The sequence below is a fragment of the Pseudomonas yangonensis genome, from assembly GCF_009932725.1.
GTDB classification, from domain to species: Bacteria; Pseudomonadota; Gammaproteobacteria; order Pseudomonadales; family Pseudomonadaceae; genus Aquipseudomonas; species Aquipseudomonas yangonensis.
On the sequence record NZ_BLJU01000022.1, the window covers coordinates 217,133 to 237,758 of the forward strand.

The 20,626-nt window shown below is 64.7% G+C and carries 20 protein-coding genes and 1 riboswitch; of the genes, 9 read left to right on the forward strand and 11 right to left on the reverse strand.

What is annotated here, in order from left to right:
* Positions 1-91: 91 nt before the first annotated feature.
* The gene (locus GYB81_RS20930; protein ID WP_034019461.1) at positions 92-766 is read left to right on the forward strand and encodes a hypothetical protein; all 675 of its coding nucleotides are present in this window, start codon (positions 92-94) and stop codon (positions 764-766) included.
* Positions 767-1,136: 370 nt separating this feature from the next.
* The gene (locus GYB81_RS20935; RefSeq protein ID WP_233787643.1) at positions 1,137-1,394 is read left to right on the forward strand and encodes a diguanylate cyclase domain-containing protein; all 258 of its coding nucleotides are present in this window, start codon (positions 1,137-1,139) and stop codon (positions 1,392-1,394) included.
* On the opposite strand, the gene GYB81_RS20940 is transcribed toward GYB81_RS20935, so the two are convergent.
* Positions 1,391-2,263 carry a DMT family transporter gene (locus tag GYB81_RS20940; protein WP_161867426.1) on the reverse strand — a complete coding sequence of 291 codons (873 nt, stop codon included), beginning with the start codon at positions 2,261-2,263 and terminating at the stop codon, positions 1,391-1,393. The two genes, GYB81_RS20935 and GYB81_RS20940, sit on opposite strands and share 4 nt — an antisense overlap.
* 180 nt (positions 2,264-2,443) lie before the next feature.
* Between GYB81_RS20940 and GYB81_RS20945 the strand changes: the two genes are divergently transcribed.
* The 7 genes from GYB81_RS20945 (at position 2,444) to GYB81_RS20975 (ending at position 13,327) form a co-directional block, all read left to right on the forward strand.
* Positions 2,444-3,220 (forward strand): sulfite exporter TauE/SafE family protein, encoded by a 777-nt coding sequence (locus GYB81_RS20945; RefSeq protein WP_161867425.1) that lies wholly within the window; start codon positions 2,444-2,446, stop codon positions 3,218-3,220.
* Positions 3,221-3,407: 187 nt separating this feature from the next.
* On the forward strand, positions 3,408-3,650 hold the full coding sequence (locus GYB81_RS20950; protein ID WP_161867424.1) for an exodeoxyribonuclease VII small subunit: 243 nt from the start codon (positions 3,408-3,410) through the stop codon (positions 3,648-3,650).
* Positions 3,647-4,534, forward strand: a complete 888-nt coding sequence (locus tag GYB81_RS20955) for a polyprenyl synthetase family protein (protein WP_161867423.1) — start codon at positions 3,647-3,649, stop codon at positions 4,532-4,534. The genes GYB81_RS20950 and GYB81_RS20955 overlap by 4 nt, the downstream gene beginning before the upstream one ends.
* Before the next feature lie 175 nt (positions 4,535-4,709).
* Positions 4,710-7,982, forward strand: coding sequence for a carboxyl transferase domain-containing protein (locus GYB81_RS20960; RefSeq protein ID WP_161867422.1), 3,273 nt, complete (start codon positions 4,710-4,712; stop codon positions 7,980-7,982).
* Between the two features lie 6 nt (positions 7,983-7,988).
* Entirely contained in the window at positions 7,989-8,939 is a 951-nt protein-coding gene (locus tag GYB81_RS20965) for an alpha/beta fold hydrolase (protein ID WP_161897944.1), read from the forward strand.
* An 82-nt stretch (positions 8,940-9,021) separates the two neighbouring features.
* A complete protein-coding gene (dxs, locus tag GYB81_RS20970) occupies positions 9,022-10,917 on the forward strand; it encodes a 1-deoxy-D-xylulose-5-phosphate synthase (protein WP_161867420.1) in 1,896 nt (631 codons plus the stop codon).
* A gap of 227 nt (positions 10,918-11,144) precedes the next feature.
* Positions 11,145-11,353, forward strand: a riboswitch (cobalamin riboswitch).
* Between the two features lie 87 nt (positions 11,354-11,440).
* Positions 11,441-13,327, forward strand: coding sequence for a TonB-dependent receptor domain-containing protein (locus tag GYB81_RS20975; RefSeq protein ID WP_161867419.1), 1,887 nt, complete (start codon positions 11,441-11,443; stop codon positions 13,325-13,327).
* Between the two features lie 48 nt (positions 13,328-13,375).
* On the opposite strand, the gene GYB81_RS20980 is transcribed toward GYB81_RS20975, so the two are convergent.
* From GYB81_RS20980 to ribBA, 10 genes are all read right to left on the reverse strand, one after another.
* Positions 13,376-14,170: a cobalamin-binding protein gene (locus GYB81_RS20980; RefSeq protein ID WP_161867418.1), complete on the reverse strand. Its 795-nt coding sequence runs from the start codon at positions 14,168-14,170 to the stop codon at positions 13,376-13,378.
* A 1-nt stretch (position 14,171) separates the two neighbouring features.
* On the reverse strand, positions 14,172-14,585 hold the full coding sequence (locus GYB81_RS20985) for an MFS transporter (protein WP_161867417.1): 414 nt from the start codon (positions 14,583-14,585) through the stop codon (positions 14,172-14,174).
* The gene (gene ribA, locus GYB81_RS20990; protein WP_161867416.1) at positions 14,582-15,202 is read right to left on the reverse strand and encodes a GTP cyclohydrolase II; all 621 of its coding nucleotides are present in this window, start codon (positions 15,200-15,202) and stop codon (positions 14,582-14,584) included. Before ribA ends, GYB81_RS20985 begins: the two co-directional genes overlap by 4 nt.
* Positions 15,203-15,312: 110 nt before the next feature.
* Positions 15,313-15,957 carry a TIGR02281 family clan AA aspartic protease gene (locus tag GYB81_RS20995; protein ID WP_161867415.1) on the reverse strand — a complete coding sequence of 215 codons (645 nt, stop codon included), beginning with the start codon at positions 15,955-15,957 and terminating at the stop codon, positions 15,313-15,315.
* An 18-nt stretch (positions 15,958-15,975) separates the two neighbouring features.
* On the reverse strand, positions 15,976-16,704 hold the full coding sequence (locus GYB81_RS21000) for a substrate-binding periplasmic protein (RefSeq protein WP_161867484.1): 729 nt from the start codon (positions 16,702-16,704) through the stop codon (positions 15,976-15,978).
* Between the two features lie 12 nt (positions 16,705-16,716).
* Positions 16,717-17,244, reverse strand: a complete 528-nt coding sequence (locus GYB81_RS21005) for a phosphatidylglycerophosphatase A family protein (protein WP_161867414.1) — start codon at positions 17,242-17,244, stop codon at positions 16,717-16,719.
* Between the two features lie 15 nt (positions 17,245-17,259).
* Positions 17,260-18,213: a thiamine-phosphate kinase gene (gene thiL / locus GYB81_RS21010; RefSeq protein WP_161867413.1), complete on the reverse strand. Its 954-nt coding sequence runs from the start codon at positions 18,211-18,213 to the stop codon at positions 17,260-17,262.
* A 90-nt stretch (positions 18,214-18,303) separates the two neighbouring features.
* On the reverse strand, positions 18,304-18,783 hold the full coding sequence (gene nusB / locus GYB81_RS21015) for a transcription antitermination factor NusB (RefSeq protein ID WP_161867412.1): 480 nt from the start codon (positions 18,781-18,783) through the stop codon (positions 18,304-18,306).
* A complete protein-coding gene (ribH, locus tag GYB81_RS21020) occupies positions 18,780-19,256 on the reverse strand; it encodes a 6,7-dimethyl-8-ribityllumazine synthase (protein WP_012019761.1) in 477 nt (158 codons plus the stop codon). Before ribH ends, nusB begins: the two co-directional genes overlap by 4 nt.
* Positions 19,257-19,536: 280 nt before the next feature.
* Positions 19,537-20,616, reverse strand: coding sequence for a bifunctional 3,4-dihydroxy-2-butanone-4-phosphate synthase/GTP cyclohydrolase II (ribBA, locus tag GYB81_RS21025; protein ID WP_161867411.1), 1,080 nt, complete (start codon positions 20,614-20,616; stop codon positions 19,537-19,539).
* Between the last annotated feature and the right edge of the window lie 10 nt (positions 20,617-20,626).

A 20,626-nucleotide genomic window follows, 5' to 3' on the forward strand; every position in this document is an offset into this window, starting at 1 on the left:
GCTAACACATCAGTTATCTTTTCTGTTAACAGGCTTGGCATAGCGAGCGCCCACGGCATGGTGGTGGAGCTCAGTAAGAGGAGAGAGGTGGATGGCGAGGACTGAAGGCAAGCCGAGCTGGCTCAATGAGGATGATCATGAAGAGTGGCAGTGGGCCGCGAACTATCTGTCCAAACACTGCCCTGATCGACTCAAGGACAAGCTCAGCCTGATGGCCGCGACGATTTTCAGCTCGCTTGTCAGATCGATCCATGCCCTAGAAAAAGAGGCCGAAGGCGTAAAGCTCATTCAGCGACTGAGAAATGCCATCCGGCAACGGCGCTATCGAGCGACAGAGGGTGGCCGGCAGACGTGCTCCTTCACCCTCCCCAAAGCAACCAAGGCAAAGCTCAAGACCTTGGCAAAAAGACACAAAATTACTGAAACAGGCGTGATTGAAAGCCTGATCGAGGTAGCCTCTAAACAGGTTTCCATTAACAAAGAGGAAGCCAGGCACGAATCTCAGGCAATGAAAGCCATACGCAACGCACGCAAGCTTGAACAAGAGTTAGCCAAGATCCGCATTGATGAAACCTGGAAGCAGCTGCGCCATTGCATAAAACAGCTTGCGCAGTGGGAGGCCTACCTAAAGGAAACACTCCCTGCGCTATCCCCCGAGGAAGAAGCCGCTGCAACGCCTCTTGCAGAGGAACACCTGCGTGTAATCCAAGAGGCCATCGACGCCGCCGTATTCAAGCATAGAGAGATGAGCCCAAGAGCCATCTGAAATCATCGCCCCAGGGCAGCGACCCACCAGAGTGTGGGTCAAAGTGTGGGTCAAAGTAATTTATAAATATAAAATCTTATAAAATCAATGAGATACAACAATAATACACCGGCCACAAGCCGGCTTTTTTATTGCCTTTCGCCAGGTAACGGGTACACATTCGTACACCTCGCCTGGCGAAGATCGAAGCCGAAGCCAACGGCATCCGCAACGACTCGATTCTAGGCCTGTACTACCCGAGCAAGGCGCAGGAGCTATGAGCGAACCATATGCTCGAGACCCGGCGCCTGTTATTGCGCGTCGCCGACGGTGAATCCAGTCTGCCGGATAGCTACCGCGATCAGTTCGCAAATATGGGCGCTCGATGATCATGCCCGGCACCGCCGCTGGCGGGGCACGCCTGCAGGCCGAGAAGATACGCCGCGCAGTGGAAGCGCTGGGCATCCCCCACGACCTGCCCAAACCAGGCTCACCCATCAGCGTGAGCATCGGCATCGCCACCATCCGGCCCTCGGTGGAGCATGATCCGCTGAGCCTGGTGATCAAGGCCGATGAAGGCCTGTACCTGGCAAAGCACGGCGGACGCAACCAGGTGGTGCAGGGTGGCGGGCCCAGAACGGCTGGCTAGCGACGGTTCTGCCAAGCGGCCGCCAGGCCGCTAAGGCAGATCACGAGAATGCCGGCCAGTGTCGTCAGATCAGGCGTGTGGCCGAATATCAGCAGGCCAAGCAAGCCGGCAAAGACGATCTGCACGTACCCGAATGGCGCAAGAAGCGCTGGCGCGGCGTGACGAAAAGCATGAGTCAGCAGCAGATGCGCGCCCATCCCCAGGCCGCCGAGTGCCAGCATCATCAGTCCATGTTGAAAACTGGGTACGTACCAGAAGAATGGAACCAGCGCACTCATTACCAGCGTGTTCACCAAGCCAGCCAGGAAATTGCTCGTGGTTGCGCTGTCCACAGTGCTCAAGCGGCGGGTCAGTAGCTGGTAGAGGCTAAAACACAGCGCAGCGCTAAGCGGTAGCAGTACGGCCGGGGTGAATAAATCCCCGCCGGGATGCACGATGATCAGTACCCCCATGAAACCAACGCTCACCGCAACCCACTGGCCGATACTGACTCGCTCCCCCAGCAGCGGCCCGGAAAGGGCAGTGACCAGCAAAGGCGCCAGGAATATCACCGACGTAGCCTCCGCCAGCGGCATGAACATGAGCCCCGTCGTGAACAGCAGGCTGACACCCAGCAGGCAAAGCGCCCTGAGTACCTGAAGCAAAGGCCGTCTGGTGCGCAGGACACGCAGCCCGGATTGCGGCAGAAAAATGCCTGCCATCAGCAGCGTATGCACGAGATAACGCGCCCAGACGATCAGAATGATCGGATAGAAGCCCGACAGGTACTTGGACATGGCGTCGTGGCTGGCGAACATGAATGTCGCGACCAGCATTAGGCCAATGCCTTTGAATGGGCGATTTGCGCCTGACAACGGGAGGAAGCTCATCGGGTTCTCGATGCGCCATTGCAGCGCACATGGTTAGCAAGGCAACTAACTATATGCCTCCCCGAGACGCCCTGCCAGCCTCAAACTCCACCTGCAGAAGGAACGCCATCTCACCTTGGTCGCACTTGGCTGACCTGCCGGTCAGCCCTATGCTGCATCCTTTTCGTGCGAGCCTGCTCAATGACTTCGTTCGATGTGCTGCTGTTGGCCATCGCCGGTTTCGCCGCCGGCGGCATGAATGCCCTGGCTGGCGGCGGCACCTTCTTTTCCTTCCCCGCCCTGCTCGCTGCTGGGCTGCCGCCGGTAACAGCCAACGCTACCAACGCCGTGGCGTTGTGGCCGGCCAGCCTGGCGGGTGCCTGGGCTGCGCGCGCCTCGTTGCGGCCGCTGGGGCGTTACCTGATTCCGTTGCTGCTGGCCGGTCTGGCCGGTGGCCTGCTCGGCGGCCTGTTACTGCTGGCAGGCGGTGACGATGTGTTCCGCGTGTTGATCCCCTGGCTGTTGCTGGCCGCCACGGCGCTGTTCGCCGCCAGCCCCTGGCTGGGACGCTGGCTGGCCGAGCGGCGCAAGAACAGGGAAGCCGAACACCCGCCGCACACGCCGCTGTCGCTGGGCGCGCATATCGGCGTGTCGATCTATGGCGGCTTCTTCGGCGCGGGCATGGGCATTCTGCAGCTGGCCGCCTTTTCCATCGAAGGCCACCCGCTGGCTCGCGCCAACGCTCTGAAGAACCTGATCTCGGCGGTGATCTACAGCATCGCCACGCTGACCTTCGTCATCGCCGGGCGAGTCAGCTGGTACGAACTGGCCATCCTGCTCACCGGCGCCACCATCGGCGGTTATGCCGGCGGCGCACTGGGCGAGAAACTCCCGCCGGCGCTGCTGCGCGCATTCGTCATTCTGGTGGGTAGCGGTATGACGCTGTACTACTTCTGGAGCACCTACTTCTCTGCGTAATAAAGCGACGCCTCTGTTGGAGCGGCTTCAGCCGTGATTGCCGGCGGCTGCCTGGACAGCATCGCGGATAAAACGGAATGCCGCCCAGCCGCACCTACCAGCGCCTATCGATCAGCCCCCTGATTTGCCCGTGTGGCGCGGCTCTGCTAGTGTCGCGCCCGTTCCAGAATCAGCGAGAACCCGCACCATGGCCCGCAAGAAAGCCACCCCCGACTTCGAACACTCCCTCGCCGAGCTGCAGACTCTGGTCGAGCGCATGGAGAGCGGCGAGCTGTCGCTGGAAGACTCGCTGACCGCCTTCGAGCAAGGCATCGGCCTGACTCGCGAGTGCCAGGCCGCCCTGGCGCAGGCCGAGCAGAAGGTGCAGATCCTGCTGGAGCGCGATGGCGAGCTGCAGCCGGCGCCCTTCGACACGGACGAAACGGCATGATCGCGGCGTACCAGAAACGCTGCCAGACCCGCGTCGACGCCGCCCTGGACGCCCTGTTCCAGCCGCCACGCCCGGAACTCGAACGGCTTTACCAGGCCATGCGTTATAGCGTCATGAACGGCGGCAAACGCGTGCGTCCGTTGCTGGTCTACGCCGCCTGCGAAGCGCTGGAGGGCGAGATCGAACGCGCCGACGGTGCGGCCTGCGCCGTTGAGCTGATCCATGCCTACTCGCTGGTACACGACGACCTGCCGGCAATGGATGACGATGATCTGCGTCGCGGCCAGCCGACCACCCACAAGGCCTTCGACGAAGCCGCCGCCATCCTTGCCGGCGATGCCTTGCAAAGCCTGGCGTTCGAAGTACTCGCCGATCGCCGCCGCAACCCACAAGACGCCGAGATACGCCTGCAGATGATCGAACTGCTGAGCCAGGCCGCAGGGCCGGCGGGTATGGTCGGCGGCCAGGCCATCGACCTCGGCTCCGTCGGCGTGCAACTCGACCAGCAAGCCCTGGAGGTCATGCACCGGCACAAGACCGGCGCATTGATCGAGGCCAGCGTAGCGCTAGGCGCTCTGGCCAGCGGCAGTACCGACGAACTCGCGCGCAAGGCCCTGTTGCAATACGCCCGCGCCATCGGCCTGGCCTTCCAGGTGCAGGATGACATCCTCGACGTCGAGAGCGACACCGCCACCCTGGGCAAGACCCAGGGCAAGGACGAAGCCGACGACAAGCCCACCTACCCGGCATTGCTCGGCCTCGACGCGGCCAAGGATTACGCCTTGGAGTTGTGCGACCAGGCCCTGCACGTACTGCGCCCGTTCGGCAACAGCGCCGAGCCACTGCGCGAGTTGGCGCGCTATATCGTCGAGCGACGCAGCTAGCAGGCTGTTGAAAAACTACCTGCTAGGTGGCTTTTGTGGGAGCGGCTTCAGCCGCGATAGCCGTCCTGCTCCATCATTGTCATCTATGACCGCATGATCGCCACATAAGGCTTGCTTTACCCCAGCAGCCAGCCTCCTAAGATGGCTCCATAACGACAAGACGTCCGGAGCCGCCATGCCCTTCCCCGCCCTGCTGATCGCCAACCGCGGCGAGATCGCCATTCGCATCGCCCAGGCCTGCGCCGACCTCGGCATCCGCAGCGTCGCGGTATTCGCCGAGGACGACAGCGCCTGCCTGCACACGCGCAAGGCCGATCAGGCCGTGGCGCTGGCCGGTCGTGGTGTCGCGGCCTATCTGGATATGGATCAACTCATTGGCATCGCCCGTGAACAGGGCTGCACGGCCATCCACCCCGGCTACGGTTTTCTCGCCGAGAACGCCGAATTCGCCCGCCGTTGCCAGGCTGCTGGGCTGACCTTCGTCGGCCCGACGCCGGAAACCCTGCAACTGTTCGGCGACAAGGCCGCCGCCCGTGACCTGGCCGAACGCTGCGCAGTGCCGCTGGTGCCAGGGATCAACCGTCCGGTGACGCTGGAGCAGGCAAGCGCCTTTCTCGCCGAGCATGGCAGCGTGATGCTCAAGGCCCTGGCCGGCGGCGGCGGGCGCGGCATGCGCGCAGTGGACGAGCCGACTCAACTGGCCGAGGCCTTCGTCCGCTGCGCCTCCGAAGCCCAAGTTGCCTTCGGCAGTGGCGCGCTGTACGTGGAAAAGCGCGTGCGCCGCGCCCGGCATATCGAAGTGCAGGTGCTCGGTGACGGCAGCGGCACAGTCAGCCACCTCTGGGAACGTGATTGCAGCCTGCAACGCCGTCATCAGAAGCTGGTGGAAATCGCGCCCAGCCCCGATCTGGATGCGGCCACCCGTGACGCGATCATCGCCAGCGCCCTGCGCCTGGCCGCCGAGGTGCGCTACCAGGGTATCGGCACCTTCGAATTCCTGCTCGACCTCGACCAGCCTGGGCGCTTCTACTTCATGGAGGCCAACCCGCGCGTGCAGGTGGAGCACACCGTCACCGAGCAGGTCACCGGCGTCGACCTGCTGCACACGCAACTGCACCTGGCCGCCGGCAAAAGCCTGGCCGAGCTGGGCCTGCTAACACCGCCCACGCCGAACGGCTATGCCGTGCAGGTGCGCCTGAATCTGGAAAGCCTGCTCGCCGACGGTACGGCGCGCCCGGCCGCCGGCGTGCTCACGGCCTACCAGCCGCCCTCCGGCCCCGGTCTGCGCGTGGATGGCTGCGGTTATGCTGGTTACGCCGTCAGCCCGGCCTACGATTCACTGATCGCCAAGCTGATCGCCAGCACCAACGACTACCCCAGCGCCCTGCGCCGCGCCTACCGGGGGCTGTGCGAGTTTAGCCTCGAAGGCGTGGCGAGCAACCTGCACCTGCTGCAGAACCTGCTGCAGCGCGACGAGGTGATCGCCAACCGGGTCGACACTACCTATGTCGAGCGGCAACTGAGCGAGTTGCTGGCTGCCCGCGAACAAGCCCATCCACATCGCTACTTCGCCGTCGACGCTGCGCTGCACAACGCCAAGGCCACTGTCGACGCCCCGCCCGGCACCCTGGCGCTGAGCGCGCCCAGCGCTGGCGTGCTGGTCAGCCTGGCGGTGGCCGAGGGCGACGCCGTGGCCGCCGGCCAGCGCATCGCCGTACTGGAGGCGATGAAGATGGAATTCGAGGTCAAGGCCGAGCACAGCGGCATCGTCCGTGCGCTGACGGTTGCACCCGGTGACGCCATCGGCGAGGGCCAGGCGCTAGCGTTTCTGCAGCCGGCCGAGGTGGATGGCCTCGCCGAGCACGGCGAGCAGGCGGTCGACCTGGCGCATATCCGCGCCGATCTGGCCGAAGTGCTGGAGCGCCATGCGCGCCTAACCGACGCGCGCCGCCCCGAGGCCGTGGCGAAAAGGCGCAAGACCGGCCAGCGCACGGTGCGGGAAAACCTCGCCGACTTGCTCGATGCCGACAGCTTTATCGAATACGGCGCCATGGCCCTGGCCGCCCAGCGCCGCCGCCGTTCGCCCGAGGAACTGCTGGAACTGAGCCCGGCCGATGGCCTGGTCGCCGGTATCGGCACGGTAAACGCCGCGCGCTTCGGCAGCGAAGCCGCGCGCTGCATGGCCATCGCCTACGACTACACGGTATTCGCCGGCACCCAGGGGGTGATGAACCACAAGAAGACCGACCGCATGCTGGCCCTGGCCGAGCAGTGGCGTCTGCCGGTGGTGCTGTTCGCCGAAGGCGGCGGCGGCCGGCCGGGGGATACCGATTTCGTTGGCGTGGCCGGGCTGGACTGCCACACCTTCGTCGCCATGGCCAAACTCTCCGGCCTGGTGCCGACGGTCGGCGTGGTCTCCGGCCGCTGCTTCGCCGGCAACGCCGCACTGCTCGGCTGCTGCGACGTGATCATCGCCACCCGTAATGCCAGCATCGGTATGGCCGGCCCGGCGATGATCGAAGGCGGCGGCCTGGGCAGCTTCACCCCCGAACAGGTCGGCCCGACCAGCGTGCAGGGCCCCAACGGGGTGATCGACGTGCTGGTCGAAGACGAGGCCGCAGCGGTCGCTGTGGCCAAGCAGTACCTGGGCTATTTCCAGGGCCCGGTGAGCGGCTGGCAGTGCCGTGATCCCCGCGAGCTGCGCCAGGTGATCCCGGAAAACCGCCTGCGCGTGTATGACATCCGCAAAGTAATCGAGCTGCTGGCCGATGACGGCAGCGTGCTGGAGCTGCGCCGCCAGTTCGCCCCCGGCCTGATCACCACGCTGATTCGTATCGAAGGCAAGCCGTTCGGGCTGATCGCCAACAACCCCGCGCACCTGGGTGGCGCCATCGATGCCGTGGCCGGCGACAAGGCCGCGCGTTTTCTGCAACTGTGCGAGGCGCATGACCTGCCCATCGTCTCGCTGTGCGACACTCCCGGTTTCATGGTCGGCCCGGAAGCGGAGAAACAGGCCACGGTGCGTCACGTCTCGCGCCTGTTCGTCACCGCCGCCAGCCTCACGGTGCCCTTCTTCACCCTGGTGCTGCGCAAGGGCTACGGCCTCGGCGCCCAGGCCATGGCCGCCGGCAGCTTCCATTCGCCGCTGTTCACCGCCGCCTGGCCCAGTGGCGAATTCGGCGCCATGGGCCTGGAAGGCGCGGTGCGCCTGGGCTTCGCCAAGGAGCTGGCGGCCCAGCCGGACGAGGCCGCGCGCCAGGCGCTGTTCGACAAGCTGGTGGCCAAGGCCTATGACAACGGCAAGGCGCTGAACATGGCCAGCTATCTGGAGATCGACGCTGTGATCGACCCGGCAGACAGCCGCGCCTGGCTGCTGCGCGGTCTCAATGCGGCGCCACGTCCGCCCCGGCGTGATGGCAAGAAACGTCCCTTTATCGACACCTGGTAATCGCCCATGCATATCGATCACCGCCTGCTCGCCGTCAATGGCATCGAACTCAGCCTGTACAGCACCGGCCCCGAGCACGGCAAACCGGTGTGGCTGCTGCATGGCTTTCCCGAGTGCTGGTACGCCTGGCATCCGCAGATCGAGGCGCTGGCCACCGCCGGCTATCGCGTGTTCGCCCCGGAAATGCGCGGCTATGGCGCCAGCAGCGCGCCGGCCGACCCGGCGGCCTATGACCTACTCACCCTGTGCGGCGATATCCAGGCGGCAATGGGCATGCTCGGCCAGCGCGAGGTAGCGGTGGTCGGCCACGACTGGGGCGCGCCGGTGGCCTGGCACCTGGCGCTACTGGAGCCACAACGGGTCAAGGCGCTCGGCGCGCTGTCGGTGCCTTTCGGCGGCCGGCCGAAACGCCCGGTCATCGAGATGATGCGCGAGGCCTTTGCCGGGCGCTTCCACTACATTCTTTACTTCCAGCAGCCGGGCGTGGCCGAGGCCGAACTGGACGAAGACATCGGCCGCAGCCTGCGTCTGCTGCTCGGCGGCCTGGGCGATGCCCTGCTGGCGACGGACAAACCGGCCGACGCGCGGCTGCTCGATGGCGTGCCGGATGACCTGCCGCTGCCGGCCTGGTGCAACGAGGCGACGTTCGCCCACTACCTGCGCACCTTCGAGCGCCACGGCTTTCGCGGCGCGCTGAACTGGTACCGCAACTTCGAGCGCAACTGGCAGCGTACCGAGCACCTGGCCGGGCTGCAGGTGACACAGCCGACGCTGTTCCTGCTCGGGGAAAACGACCCGGTGGGCCGCTTCGAAGCGCCGACGCTGAAACGCATGGGCGACAAGGTGCCGCAGCTGGAGCGCCACGATCTGCCTGGCGCCGGCCACTGGCTGCAGGGCGAATGCGCCGAACGGGTCAGCGCCCTGCTGCTGGATTTCCTTGCACGAAACTACCGGTAGCGCCGATGTGGTCAGCAGATTGGGCTGTTTTCCTGGCATCAGGTAAACTGCCGCATCTTTTACGCCTATAACGATTCGCCTGATGCCGACCACTTTCCACGAGATCCCCCGCGAGCGCCCGTTGACGCCGCTGCTCGACAGCGCCAACACGCCCGACGAACTGCGCCGCCTGGCCGAAGCGGACCTGGAAACCCTCGCCGATGAACTGCGCCAGTACCTGCTCTACAGCGTCGGCCAGAGCGGCGGGCACTTCGGTGCCGGCCTGGGCGTCATCGAGCTGACCATCGCCCTGCACTACGTCTTCGACACTCCCGATGACCGCCTGGTGTGGGACGTCGGTCACCAGGCCTACCCGCACAAGATTCTCACCGGTCGCCGCGAGCGCATGGCTACGCTGCGCCAGAAGGACGGCCTCGCCGCCTTCCCGCGCCGCTCCGAGAGCGAGTACGACACCTTCGGTGTCGGCCACTCCAGCACCAGCATCAGCGCGGCGCTGGGCATGGCCATCGCCGCCCGCCTGAAAGGCGAGAAGCGCAAGAGCGTGGCGGTGATCGGCGACGGCGCACTGACTGCCGGCATGGCCTTCGAGGCGCTCAACCACGCCACCGACGTCGGCGCCAACATGCTGGTGATCCTCAACGACAACGACATGTCGATCTCCAAGAACGTCGGCGGCCTGTCCAACTACCTGGCCAAGATCATCTCCAGCCGCACCTACGCCAGCATGCGCGAGGGCAGCAAGAAGATCCTTTCGCATCTGCCGGGCGCCTGGGAGATCGCGCGCAAGGTCGAGGAACATGCCAAGGGCATGCTGGTGCCCGGCACCCTGTTCGAGGAGCTGGGCTGGAACTACGTCGGCCCCATCGACGGCCACGACCTGCCCACCCTGCTGGCGACCCTGCGCAATATGCGCGACCTGGACGGCCCGCAATTCCTCCACGTAGTGACCAAGAAGGGCAAGGGCTTCGCCCCGGCCGAGCTTGATCCCATCGGCTACCACGCCATCACCAAGCTGGAGCCGGTAACGCCTGTCGCCGCCCCCAAGAAGCCCAGCGGCCCGAAATACTCCAACGTGTTCGGCCAGTGGCTGTGCGACATGGCCGAGCAGGACGCGCGCCTGGTGGGCATCACCCCGGCGATGAAGGAAGGCTCGGACCTGGTGGCCTTCGCCGAGCGCTTCCCCGAGCGCTACTTCGACGTGGCGATCGCCGAGCAGCACGCCGTGACCCTGGCGGCCGGCATGGCCTGCGAAGGCGCCAAACCGGTGGTGGCGATCTATTCCACCTTCCTCCAGCGCGCCTATGACCAGCTGATCCATGATGTCGCCGTGCAGCACCTCGACGTGCTGTTCGCCATCGACCGCGCCGGCCTGGTCGGCGAGGACGGCCCGACCCACGCCGGCAGCTTCGACCTGTCCTACCTGCGTTGCATCCCCGGCATGCTGGTGATGACCCCGAGCGACGAGAACGAGCTGCGCCGCATGCTCACCACCGGTCACCTGTTCGACGGCCCGGCCGCCGTACGCTACCCGCGCGGCAGCGGCCCCAACGCCCCGCTCGATGCTGGCCTGGAGCCGCTGGAAATTGGCAAAGCGGTGGTGCGCCGTCAGGGCAAGGGCGTCGCCCTGCTGGCCTTCGGCGTGCAACTGGCCGAAGCCCTGCGCGTCGGCGAAACGCTGGACGCCACGGTAGTCGACATGCGCTTCGTCAAACCCCTGGACGAAGCCTTGCTACGCGAACTGGCGGGCAACCACGCGCTGCTGGTGACCATCGAAGAAAACAGCATCATGGGCGGCGCCGGCAGCGCGGTCAGCGAATTCTTCGCTGCCGAGAACCGCCAGGTGCCGATGCTGCACCTCGGCCTGCCCGACTACTACGTCGAGCACGCCAAGCCCAGCCAGATGCTCGCCGAATGCGGCCTCGACGAAGCCGGTATCGAACGCGCGGTACGCCAACGCCTGAGCCTGCTGCAGACTTGAGCATGAAGCCCGCTCATCGCCGGATGAGCGGGGCTTGCTTGTCATTCATACCCACCCGAACTAAGGTGCGCGCACTTCATGTTCCGCCAGGGTGCGCTGCGCAAGCGGCGTCAGCAGGCCGTTGAAAACCTAGGCGAGGCAGGCGAGACAAGGCAAGAACGGCCGAAAAGCGAAGTTTACGAGTTGTAAATGAGCATTTTTGACTGGGCTCGCACACGAGGCCGTTCTTAACGCAGTATTGCCAACGCAGGTAGTTTTCAACGGTCTGCTGAACGGGAAGTCGGTGCGCTCTTCATGAGCAATCCCGACGCTGCCCCCGCAACGGTAATCGACAGCGAGCGCTGAGCTTGCGCCACGTCCTATAGCCACTGGGCCATGCCTGGGAAGGCGGACGCGGGTCGAGAGCCCGGAGACCGGCCCAGGCGGTGTGACTGGTGTTGCGGAGGGCGACACGGTCAAGCGCCGCCCTGCCCGCGCTTGCGCCTGCCCTCCTCAACCGTCTGCCGACCGTTGAGGAAATAGAATGAAACTGCCCCTTCTGGCTCTGGCCATAGCCGTCACGCCAGGCCTATCGCAGGCTGCCGAACCTTATCTGGCCGAGCCGCTGGTCGTTACCTCTGGACGCCTGTCCGAACCACAAGCACAGGCTACCGCCGCCAGCACGGTGTTCGAGCGAGCGGACATCGAGCGCCTGCAGGCCAGCAGCGTGCCCGACCTGCTCAGCCGCGTGCCCGGTGTGTCCATCGTGCAGAGCGGCGGTCGCGGTAGCCTCACCAGCCTGTTCCTACGTGGCGCCAACGCCAACCAGACGCTGGTATTGGTCGATGGCGTACGTCTGAATGCGGCCGCCAGCGGCCTGGCCCGCCTGGAATTTCTCAGCCCTGAGCAGATCGAGCGTATCGAGGTTGTGCGCGGCGCCCGTTCGGCGCTTTACGGCTCCGACGCCATTGGCGGGGTGATCCAGATCTTCACCCGGCGCGACGAGGAAGGCCTGCAGCCACGCCTGCGCCTGGCCGCCGGCAGTCAGCAGACGTTCGAACGCAGCCTGGGTCTATCCGGCGGCGACCAGCGCACCCGCGTCGACCTCGGCGCCAGCCTGGTCGAGCGCGCCGGTTTCGACCGCTCCCAGGATGGGCGTGGCTACGACAATGACCACGACGGCCTGCGCCGCAAGGCTTTCAACTTGAGTCTGGAGCATCGCTTCACTGACCGCCTCAAGGGTGGCCTGAACCTGCTTGAGCAACGCGGCGAGAGTGAATACGACGATCTGTTCAGCTTCGATCCGGGCAATCCCAGCGAACACTTCAGCGTCTCCAGTGTCGCCGGTCATCTCGAGGCACAGCTCGCTGAGCGCTGGAGCAGCCGCTTGGAACTCGGCCACGGTGAGGACAAGAGTGAAAACCGCGACCCGTTGAATGCCGACAACAACTATGTCTACAACACCTACCGCGACAGCGCCGGCTGGCTCAACACCCTGCGAATCGGCGACGCTCACCAGGTACTGCTCGGCCTCGACTGGTACGAGGAGCGCTTGGGCAGCGACAGCGATTTCAGCCACAGCGAACGCTGGAACCGGGCCGCCTTCGCCCAGCACCGTTATCGTGGCAACGGTTTCGCCACCGAACTGGGCCTGCGCCACGACGACAACCAGCAGTTCGGCAGCGAGAACACCTGGAACGCGGCGCTGAGCCTGGACCTGGCCGAGCGTCTGGAGCTGGTACTGAGCTACGGCGAGGGCTTCCATGCACCGACCTTCAACGACCTTTACTTCCCGACCAGTTCGTTCTACGGCGGCAACCCGGATCTCGCCCCGGAGCGCTCGAAGACCTACGAGGCACAACTGCGCGGCGATCACCTGGATACCCGTTGGAGCCTGTCGGCCTACCGTACCGAGGTCGAGGACCTGATCACCGTGGTCAGCGACCCGGTGACCTTCTTCAGCACTCCAATGAACGTCAACAAGGCGCGTCTGCAGGGCCTGGAACTGAATATCGAACGCGAACTGCTGGGCTGGCAGGCGACCCTCGGCGCCAGTCTGCTCGACCCGCGTGATCGCAACAGCGGCCACACCCTGCCGCGCCGCGCCAAGCGCAGTCTGAGCCTGGACCTGGATCGTCAGTTCGGCGCGTTCGCCGCCGGCATGACCTGGCAGGCGTTCTCCGGCCGCTACGACGATGCCGCCAACAATCGCAAGATCGCCGGCTACGGCCTGCTGGGTGCGCGCGCAAGCTGGCGGATGGACGAGGAGCTGCTTTGGCAGGTCAAGATCGACAACCTGCTGGACAAGAACTATTCCCAGGCCCTGTACAGCCGCCCTGATGATCCGTTCTTCAGCAGCGTGAGTTATTACGGCTACCGCGAGGAAGGCCGCAGCGCCCTGCTCTCGCTGACCTGGACGCCGCAACTCTGATGCCACTGCACGCACGCACCCTGCTTGGGGTGCGCAGCGCCCCATGAACTAGCGTGCGGCCCTCATCAGCTCGCACAGCTGCTCGATGGCGCCCAGCATCTGCCGGCTGGGTCGTTCCAGGCCCTTGTCCGGCACCGCCCACACCTGCCCCCGGCGCACCGCATGTAACTGGGGCCAGGCCCGCCAGCCGGACAATTCGGCGTTGCTGCCGCCAAGAATCACATCGGGGTCACGCGCCAGCACCGCCTCCACGCTGACCTGAGGCGCCGGCTGCGGCAGGTCATCGAACAGGTTGCGCGCTCCGCACACCTGTAGGGCATCACCCATCAGTTGCCGGCCACCGATGGTGTAGAGCGGCTGGTGCCAGATTTGATAGAACACCGACAGGGGCCGATCGCGCCGGTAGCGCTGACGCAATGCAACCAGCTCGGCGTGAAACTCGGACGCCAGCTGCTCGCCCCGCTCCCGCCGTCCAATTCGCTTGCCAATGCGTACGAACACATCACCGAGTTGGTCGAGGCGTTGCGGCTCGACGAGCAAAAGATCGATGCCTAGCCCGCGCAACTGCGCCTGCTGCGCGGGCGGCACGCTGCCTGGCGCGATCAGGATCAGATCCGGCGCCAGCTGCAGCAGACGTTCGAATTCCAGCTGGCCATAACGGCCGACAGTGGGAAGGTGCGCCAACGCGGCGGGACGCTCGTCACCTTCGAGCGCGCCAACCAACAAGTCGGCTGCGTCCAGGTCGAGCATGATCTCGCTGAGTGATGGGGCAAGGCTGATCACCCGTTCGGCTGCCGCCAGCGGTAGCGCCAGCAGGCAGAGAGCGAGCAGCCATGTGCGCATTTCAGCCGAGCTGGCGGGGAATGCGATAGAGGCCGTGCAGCACGATGCTGGAGAGCCCGAGCAGCACCAGCGGAATCGCCTCCAGGCCAGCCAGGACTGCCAGCGCAGCGATCCAGGCCGGCAGCGCAGCGCCAAGCAGCGCACGCAGGCGTACGCGATCCAGCTCCAGCCAGGCGGCGGGCTCGGCTTCGCTGTCGAGGGCCTTTTCGGTGGCAATCAGAGCGCGCTTGTAGGCAGAAAACAGCGGCAGGCTGACGAACATGGACGCCAGCCCGGCGATGAACAGCGGCATGGTCAGCACTGTGGTGCTACCGCCACCGAACAGCAGGTTGAACACCAGCAGCGGCGCCAATGCCACGCCCAGTTGGCGCCACCAGGCCAGCGCCAGACGGCGCTTCACCTGGCCTCGGGTCACAGGCTTTCCTCGGCCTCACCCTGATGCTGGTTGCCCAGCATGTGGCCGAGCTTGCCGGCCTTGGTGGCGAGGTAGCGCTTGTTGTACGGGTTGTGAGCGATCTGCAGCGGCACGCGATGATCCACGGCGATGCCCATGTCGCCCAGCGCTTTGACCTTGCGCGGGTTGTTGGTCATCAGCTTGAGGCTCTGGACGCCGAGATGTTCGAGCATCGGCAGGCAGATGGCGTAGTCGCGCATATCGGCGCCGAAGCCCAGACGCTCGTTGGCTTCCACGGTGTCGGCACCGCCGTCCTGCAATTCATAGGCGCGGATCTTGTTCAGCAGGCCGATGCCACGACCCTCCTGACGCAAATACAGCAGCACGCCGCGGCCCTCATTGGCAATGGCCTGCAACGCCGCCTGCAGCTGCGCGCCGCAGTCACAACGCAGGCTGAACAGCGCGTCGCCGGTCAGACATTCGGAATGCAGGCGGCCAAGCACCGGAGCACCATCGGCAACATTGCCGAAGGTCAGGGCGACGTGTTCCTTGCCGGTGGCCTCGTCGAGAAAACCGTGCATGGTGAACACGCCAAAGGGCGTGGGCAGTTGGGAGGCGGCGACGAACACGACGGACACCGAATACTCCTAGCAGTGAGTACGAAACAGGCGCGCATTGTATCAGCAGGCCCAGCCGCCTGGTCAGACAGAATTGCCGATCATCAGTATCGAAACGGTCAATGGCAGCCTCAAAGCTTGGACTCGAGCACCAGCATGCCCTGCTCCTCGCGCCAGCCAACCCGACTGAGGAAACTCATGCCCAGAAGCGCCTCGTGCGGCGCACCGCCCTCCAGCACCACGGCCTCGACGCCCAGCACTTCCAGATCGCCGATCTTGACCCGGTCGAGCATCACGCGCCAACCGCGGGTCACGCCGCTGGCGGTGTTGACCTGCAGGGGCCGGCCCGTGACCCGATAATCGATGCCCAGACGCTTGGCGTGGGCGTCGTTCAGCGCCACCGAAGTCGCACCGGTGTCGACCAGGAACTGCACCGTCTGACCATTGACCGAGCCGGCCACCCAATAGTGGCCGCCGATGCCCTTGGCAATGCTCAGGCGTTTTTTCACCGGCTCGGCGAAACCGGCACTGTATTCGCGGCTCATGGGATAGGCGCGCTCGACGCCATCGACGCGTAGCACCGCGCCCTGTTTGTCGACACTGACCACCTGCACGCCACCCGGACCGGTATCACCAACGCGGACCAGCTTGCGCTGACCGTCGACATTGACCACGGCCGCTCCCGGGAACAAGCCAACCACCTGGATCTGAGACGCCGCCCAGGAAGAACTCGCGCAAGACAGCGCCAGCAAGACGAGACAATCACGAAGCTGCATGAATGAGGGTCTCCCGGCTCAGTCGAAGGGATAGGGTTGATCCCAGCGTTCGAAGATCGGCCGCAGGGTTCCGCTCTTGACCAGCAACGCCATGCGCCGGTCAAAGAGATCGGCCATGGCGCGCCCTCTGGGGTTATCGGCAAACCCAAGATAGAGCGGCAGCCAAAGCAGATCGACCACCTGGTAGCGCTCGCCAGAGCTCATATCGCCCAACAGCTGCTCAATCTCAACGCGAGCATCGATGTAGAAATCAGCATGGCCTTGGTCAAGCATGCTAAGGATACCGCTGTGCCGACGAACTTCCCGGTAATGCCGCACATTGGGCAGGTAGCGCTGGTATTCGTAGCCACGCATCCATATCAGGCGCAGCTCGCCGATCCGATCCAGCGCCGGTACCGGTTTTTGCTTGAGGCCAAGCGCGCTGATCTGCTCGCCGTCGTAATGCCAGCGCGGGTAAAGCACGCCTTCGTCAACTTCGTTGCGGTAGGACCCAACCCAGGCGTCTGCACTACCTCGCTGCACCAGACCGACCGCACGGGTGTACGGGACGCTCTGAATGCGCAGGACGACGCCGGACGGTTCGAATACTTCGCGCAGGATATCCCACGCCATGCCAGTGCCATCAGCGCCGGTGTGATCTTCCCAGACTTCGCTGGCTATATGGATTTCCTTCGGCAGCTGCAGATCGGCATGCGCCATCAGCACTCCGACCATACCCAACAGCAACGCCAGCAGCTTCGCTGCCATCATCGTGCCTCTCTAATAGCCGAAAACCACGGCATAACGATCCCAGCCCCAGACCAACCCCTGCATGGCCAGCCAGGCGAAGACTCCGGCGATAATATCGTCGAGCATGATGCCGACGCCGCCATGCACATGGCGGTCGATCCAGCGAATCGGCCAGGGTTTGACGATGTCGAACAGACGAAACATGAGAAAGCCCAGCAGCAACCAGACCCACCCCTCGGGCACCAGCCACAGGGTGATCCACATACCAACCATCTCGTCCCAGACGATGCCTTCATGATCGTGCACGCGCAGGTCGTCGGCCACCTTGCCACACAGCCAGAAGCCGAACAGCATGGTCACGCCAAGCATCAACCAATAGCCCCAGTCCGGCAGCATCTGCCACAGTGGCACGAACGGCAGTGCCACCAGCGACCCCCAGGTACCGGGGGCCTTGGGCAGGGTACCGGAGCCGAAACCGAAGGCGATGAAATGCCAGGGGTTGCGCCATACCGAGGGCGGTACGTATTCGGCGGGAACCTGGTTGGGGTGATCGGTCACACGCACTCCGTTCTGTCAGAAATGTTGGTAGCCGCCAGGTGGCGGTTCGATAGTCTGGCCGGTGGCATTGCGCAACTGTACCCCAGACCCGGCCAGCACACGGCCGATAACCCGCACTTCCGGCCAATCGGCTTGCAACTGCGCGAACAGCGCTGACGGCAGGGTAAAGGCCAAACGGTAATCATCGCCACCACTCAGGGCGCAGGCCCGCGCTTGCTCCTCACCGACAAATGCACGCAGCGGCGCAGACAGCGGAACTCGCTCCAGCTCGATCTGCAAGGCTACCTGCGAAGCTTCGGCAATATGACCACAGTCGGCCAGCAGGCCGTCGGAAATATCCAGCGCGGCCGTGGCCCGCCCTCGCAGCGCCTGCCCCAGGGCCAATTGCGGTTGCGGCGACCAGTAGCGCGCCAGCAGTGCCTCGCGGATGTCATCTGAGGCATCACGCTGCCCCAGCACCAGCGGCAGCGCGCCCGCGGCATCGCCCAGTTCGCCGCCGACGCAGAGCAGATCGCCCACCTGCGCGCCACTGCGCAGCAGCGCCTGCCCGCTCGGCACTCGGCCGAACACGGTCAGCGTCAGGTTCAACGGGCCGCGCGTGGTATCGCCACCGACCAGCGCCAGCGAACAGCTCTGCGCCATCGTTTGCAGGCCACGTGCGAACTCGGCCAGCCAGGACTGGTTGGCGCTCGGCAGGGTCAGGGCGAGGGTAAAGGCCAGGGGCGTCGCGCCCATGGCAGCCAGATCACTGGCGGAGACGGCCAGCGCGCGCTGACCGAGGAGAAAGGCATCGCAGGATTCGGGAAAGTGCACCCCGGCAACCAGCGTGTCTGTGGAAACCGCCAGCTGTTCGCCAGCGGGCAATGCCAGCAGCGCGCAGTCATCACCAATGCCGCGTACCACGCCGTCGCCGCCCTGCGCACAGGGGGCGGCGGCGAAATAACGGCGGATCAGCTCGAACTCATTCACGGGCAAGCAACGATCTGCTGCGCGTCGGCCCTGCTGCGTTAAAAGCAGGTTCTAGCTTGCGAGATCGTGAATCGAGCATCCCCATAGGCCTCAACGTTTGTTGGCGTTGACTTCGGCGGCGCGCAGCGTGGGCGCGAGCTTGTCGAGGATGCCGTTGACGAACTTGTGCCCGTCGGTGGCACCGAACACCTTGGCCAGCTCGATACCTTCGTTGATCACCACCTTGTAGGGGACATCGACGCGGTTCTTCAGCTCGTAGGTGGACAGGCGCAGGATGGCCAGCTCGACCGGATCGATCTCTTCCAGCGGACGATCGAGCAGCGGCGCGAAGGCACCGTCCAACTCGGTCTTCTGCCGCGGCACGCCGTGCAGAATCTCATGGAAGTAGGCACCGTCGACCTTGCTGAAGTCGTTGTCGACGCGAAACTGCGCTTCGATCTCGTTCAGCGGCTGCCCGGCGATGTGCCAGGAGTACAGGGCCTGCATGGCCAGGGTGCGGGCCTCGCGACGCGCGAGGATCTTGCCGCTGGGGCCCTTCTTGGCCGGCTGGCCGTTACCGGAGTTGCTCACTTGGCCTCCAACTGCGCCAGCAGGCTGACCATTTCCAGGGCAGACAGCGCAGCTTCGGCACCCTTGTTACCCGCCTTGGTGCCGGAACGTTCGATAGCTTGTTCGATGGAGTCGACGGTCAGCACGCCGAAGGCGACCGGCACGCCGTATTCCATGGAGACCTGAGCCAGGCCCTTGGTGCATTCGCCCGCCACGTATTCGAAGTGCGGGGTGCCGCCACGAATGACCGCGCCCAGGGCGATGATCGCCGCATATTCGCCACGCTGAGCGACCTTCTGGGTCACAAGCGGAATCTCGAAGGCGCCCGGCGCGCGGATGATGGTGATGTCGCTCTCGCTCACGCCGTGGCGGACCAGGGCGTCGATGGCGCCGCTGACCAGGCTCTCGACGACGAAGCTGTTGAAACGGCCTACCACCAGGGCGTATTTGCCCTTCGGGGCGATGAAGGTACCTTCGATGGTCTTCAGGGTCATGACGGGTCTCACATGGGTTAAAGAGCCGGAGCGCCTTGCGCTCCGAAAATTAAATTCGTTTGTCGGCGTAGCCCGGATGCAATCCGGGGCCAGTGTGCCGATCTTCCCGGATTTCATCCGGGCTACGTGCTTTAGCTCCCCTCTCCCGCTTGCGGGAGAGGGGTCGGGGCGGCCCGCGTAGGGAGAGGGCATGCGATATACACCGAAATACCCTCTCCCGCCCTGCGGGCACCCTCTCCCAGAGGGAGAGGGTCATCAGCTTTGGCCCTTCGGGCCGCTTTTAATCAGCCGGCAGGTATTCTACAACCTCGAGGTCGAAGCCGGATATCGCGTTGAACTTCATCGGCGAGCTCATCAGGCGCATCTTGCGTACGCCCAGGTCACGCAGGATCTGCGAACCGGCGCCCACGGTGCTGTAGGTCGCCGGGTTGGCCGGTTGCTGACGACCGATCAGCGCCAGCAGCTCAGGCCCAGTCAGCGGGTTGCCGAGCAGCAGCACCACGCCACTGCCAGCCTTGGCCACTTCGGCCATGGCCGCACGCATGCTCCAGCGGCCCGGCTGGTTGACCAGGAACAGGTCGCGCAGCGGGTCCATGTTATGCACACGTACCAGGGTCGGTTCCTCGGCGCAGATCGTGCCCAGGGTCAACGCCATATGCGCAGTGTCTTCCACGCCATCGCGATAGGTCACCAGGTTGAACTGGCCCAGCTCGGTATCCAGCGGCTGCTCGCTGATACGCTCGACGGTGCGCTCATGAATCAGGCGGTAGTGAATCAGATCCGCGATGGTGCCGATCTTCAGACCGTGCTCTTCAGCGAACTTTTCCAGCTCAGGACGACGCGCCATGGTGCCGTCGTCGTTCATGATCTCGCAGATCACCCCGCTCGGTTCGAAACCGCCCATACGCGCCAGATCGCAGGCCGCCTCGGTATGGCCGGCACGCGCCAGCACACCGCCAGGCTGAGCCATCAGCGGGAAGATGTGACCGGGGCTGACGATGTCGTCAGCTACTGCGTTGCGCGCGACCGCGGCCTGCACGGTGCGCGCACGGTCGGCAGCCGAGATACCGGTGGTGACGCCCTCGGCGGCCTCGATGGAAACGGTGAACTTGGTGCCGAAACCGGAGCCGTTGCGCGGCGCCATCAGCGGCAGCTTGAGCAGCTCGCAACGCTCGCGGGTCATCGGCATGCAGATCAGGCCACGGGCGAAGCGGGCCATGAAATTGATGTGCTCGGCGGTGACGCATTCCGAAGCGATGATGATGTCGCCTTCGTTCTCGCGGTCTTCGTCATCCATGAGGATGACCATCTTGCCGGCGCGGATGTCTTCGATCAGTTCTTCAGCGGTATTCAGGGCCATGGTGGCGCAT

What these genes read in the sequence shown, in the direction of transcription:
- GYB81_RS20930 (WP_034019461.1), top strand. Translation starts at nt 92, where the DNA reads ATGGCGAGGACTGAAGGCAAGCCGAGCTGGCTCAATGAGGATGATCAT.
- ribBA (WP_161867411.1), bottom strand. Translation starts at nt 20,616, where the DNA reads ATGGCCCTGAATACCGCTGAAGAACTGATCGAAGACATCCGCGCCGGC.
- GYB81_RS20960 (WP_161867422.1), top strand. Translation starts at nt 4,710, where the DNA reads ATGCCCTTCCCCGCCCTGCTGATCGCCAACCGCGGCGAGATCGCCATT.
- GYB81_RS20955 (WP_161867423.1), top strand. Translation starts at nt 3,647, where the DNA reads ATGATCGCGGCGTACCAGAAACGCTGCCAGACCCGCGTCGACGCCGCC.
- GYB81_RS20940 (WP_161867426.1), bottom strand. Translation starts at nt 2,263, where the DNA reads ATGAGCTTCCTCCCGTTGTCAGGCGCAAATCGCCCATTCAAAGGCATT.
- GYB81_RS20975 (WP_161867419.1), top strand. Translation starts at nt 11,441, where the DNA reads ATGAAACTGCCCCTTCTGGCTCTGGCCATAGCCGTCACGCCAGGCCTA.
- GYB81_RS20950 (WP_161867424.1), top strand. Translation starts at nt 3,408, where the DNA reads ATGGCCCGCAAGAAAGCCACCCCCGACTTCGAACACTCCCTCGCCGAG.
- GYB81_RS20965 (WP_161897944.1), top strand. Translation starts at nt 7,989, where the DNA reads ATGCATATCGATCACCGCCTGCTCGCCGTCAATGGCATCGAACTCAGC.
- dxs (WP_161867420.1), top strand. Translation starts at nt 9,022, where the DNA reads ATGCCGACCACTTTCCACGAGATCCCCCGCGAGCGCCCGTTGACGCCG.
- ribH (WP_012019761.1), bottom strand. Translation starts at nt 19,256, where the DNA reads ATGACCCTGAAGACCATCGAAGGTACCTTCATCGCCCCGAAGGGCAAA.
- GYB81_RS21000 (WP_161867484.1), bottom strand. Translation starts at nt 16,704, where the DNA reads ATGGCAGCGAAGCTGCTGGCGTTGCTGTTGGGTATGGTCGGAGTGCTG.
- GYB81_RS20945 (WP_161867425.1), top strand. Translation starts at nt 2,444, where the DNA reads ATGACTTCGTTCGATGTGCTGCTGTTGGCCATCGCCGGTTTCGCCGCC.
- GYB81_RS20935 (WP_233787643.1), top strand. Translation starts at nt 1,137, where the DNA reads ATGCCCGGCACCGCCGCTGGCGGGGCACGCCTGCAGGCCGAGAAGATA.
- GYB81_RS20995 (WP_161867415.1), bottom strand. Translation starts at nt 15,957, where the DNA reads ATGCAGCTTCGTGATTGTCTCGTCTTGCTGGCGCTGTCTTGCGCGAGT.
- GYB81_RS20980 (WP_161867418.1), bottom strand. Translation starts at nt 14,170, where the DNA reads ATGCGCACATGGCTGCTCGCTCTCTGCCTGCTGGCGCTACCGCTGGCG.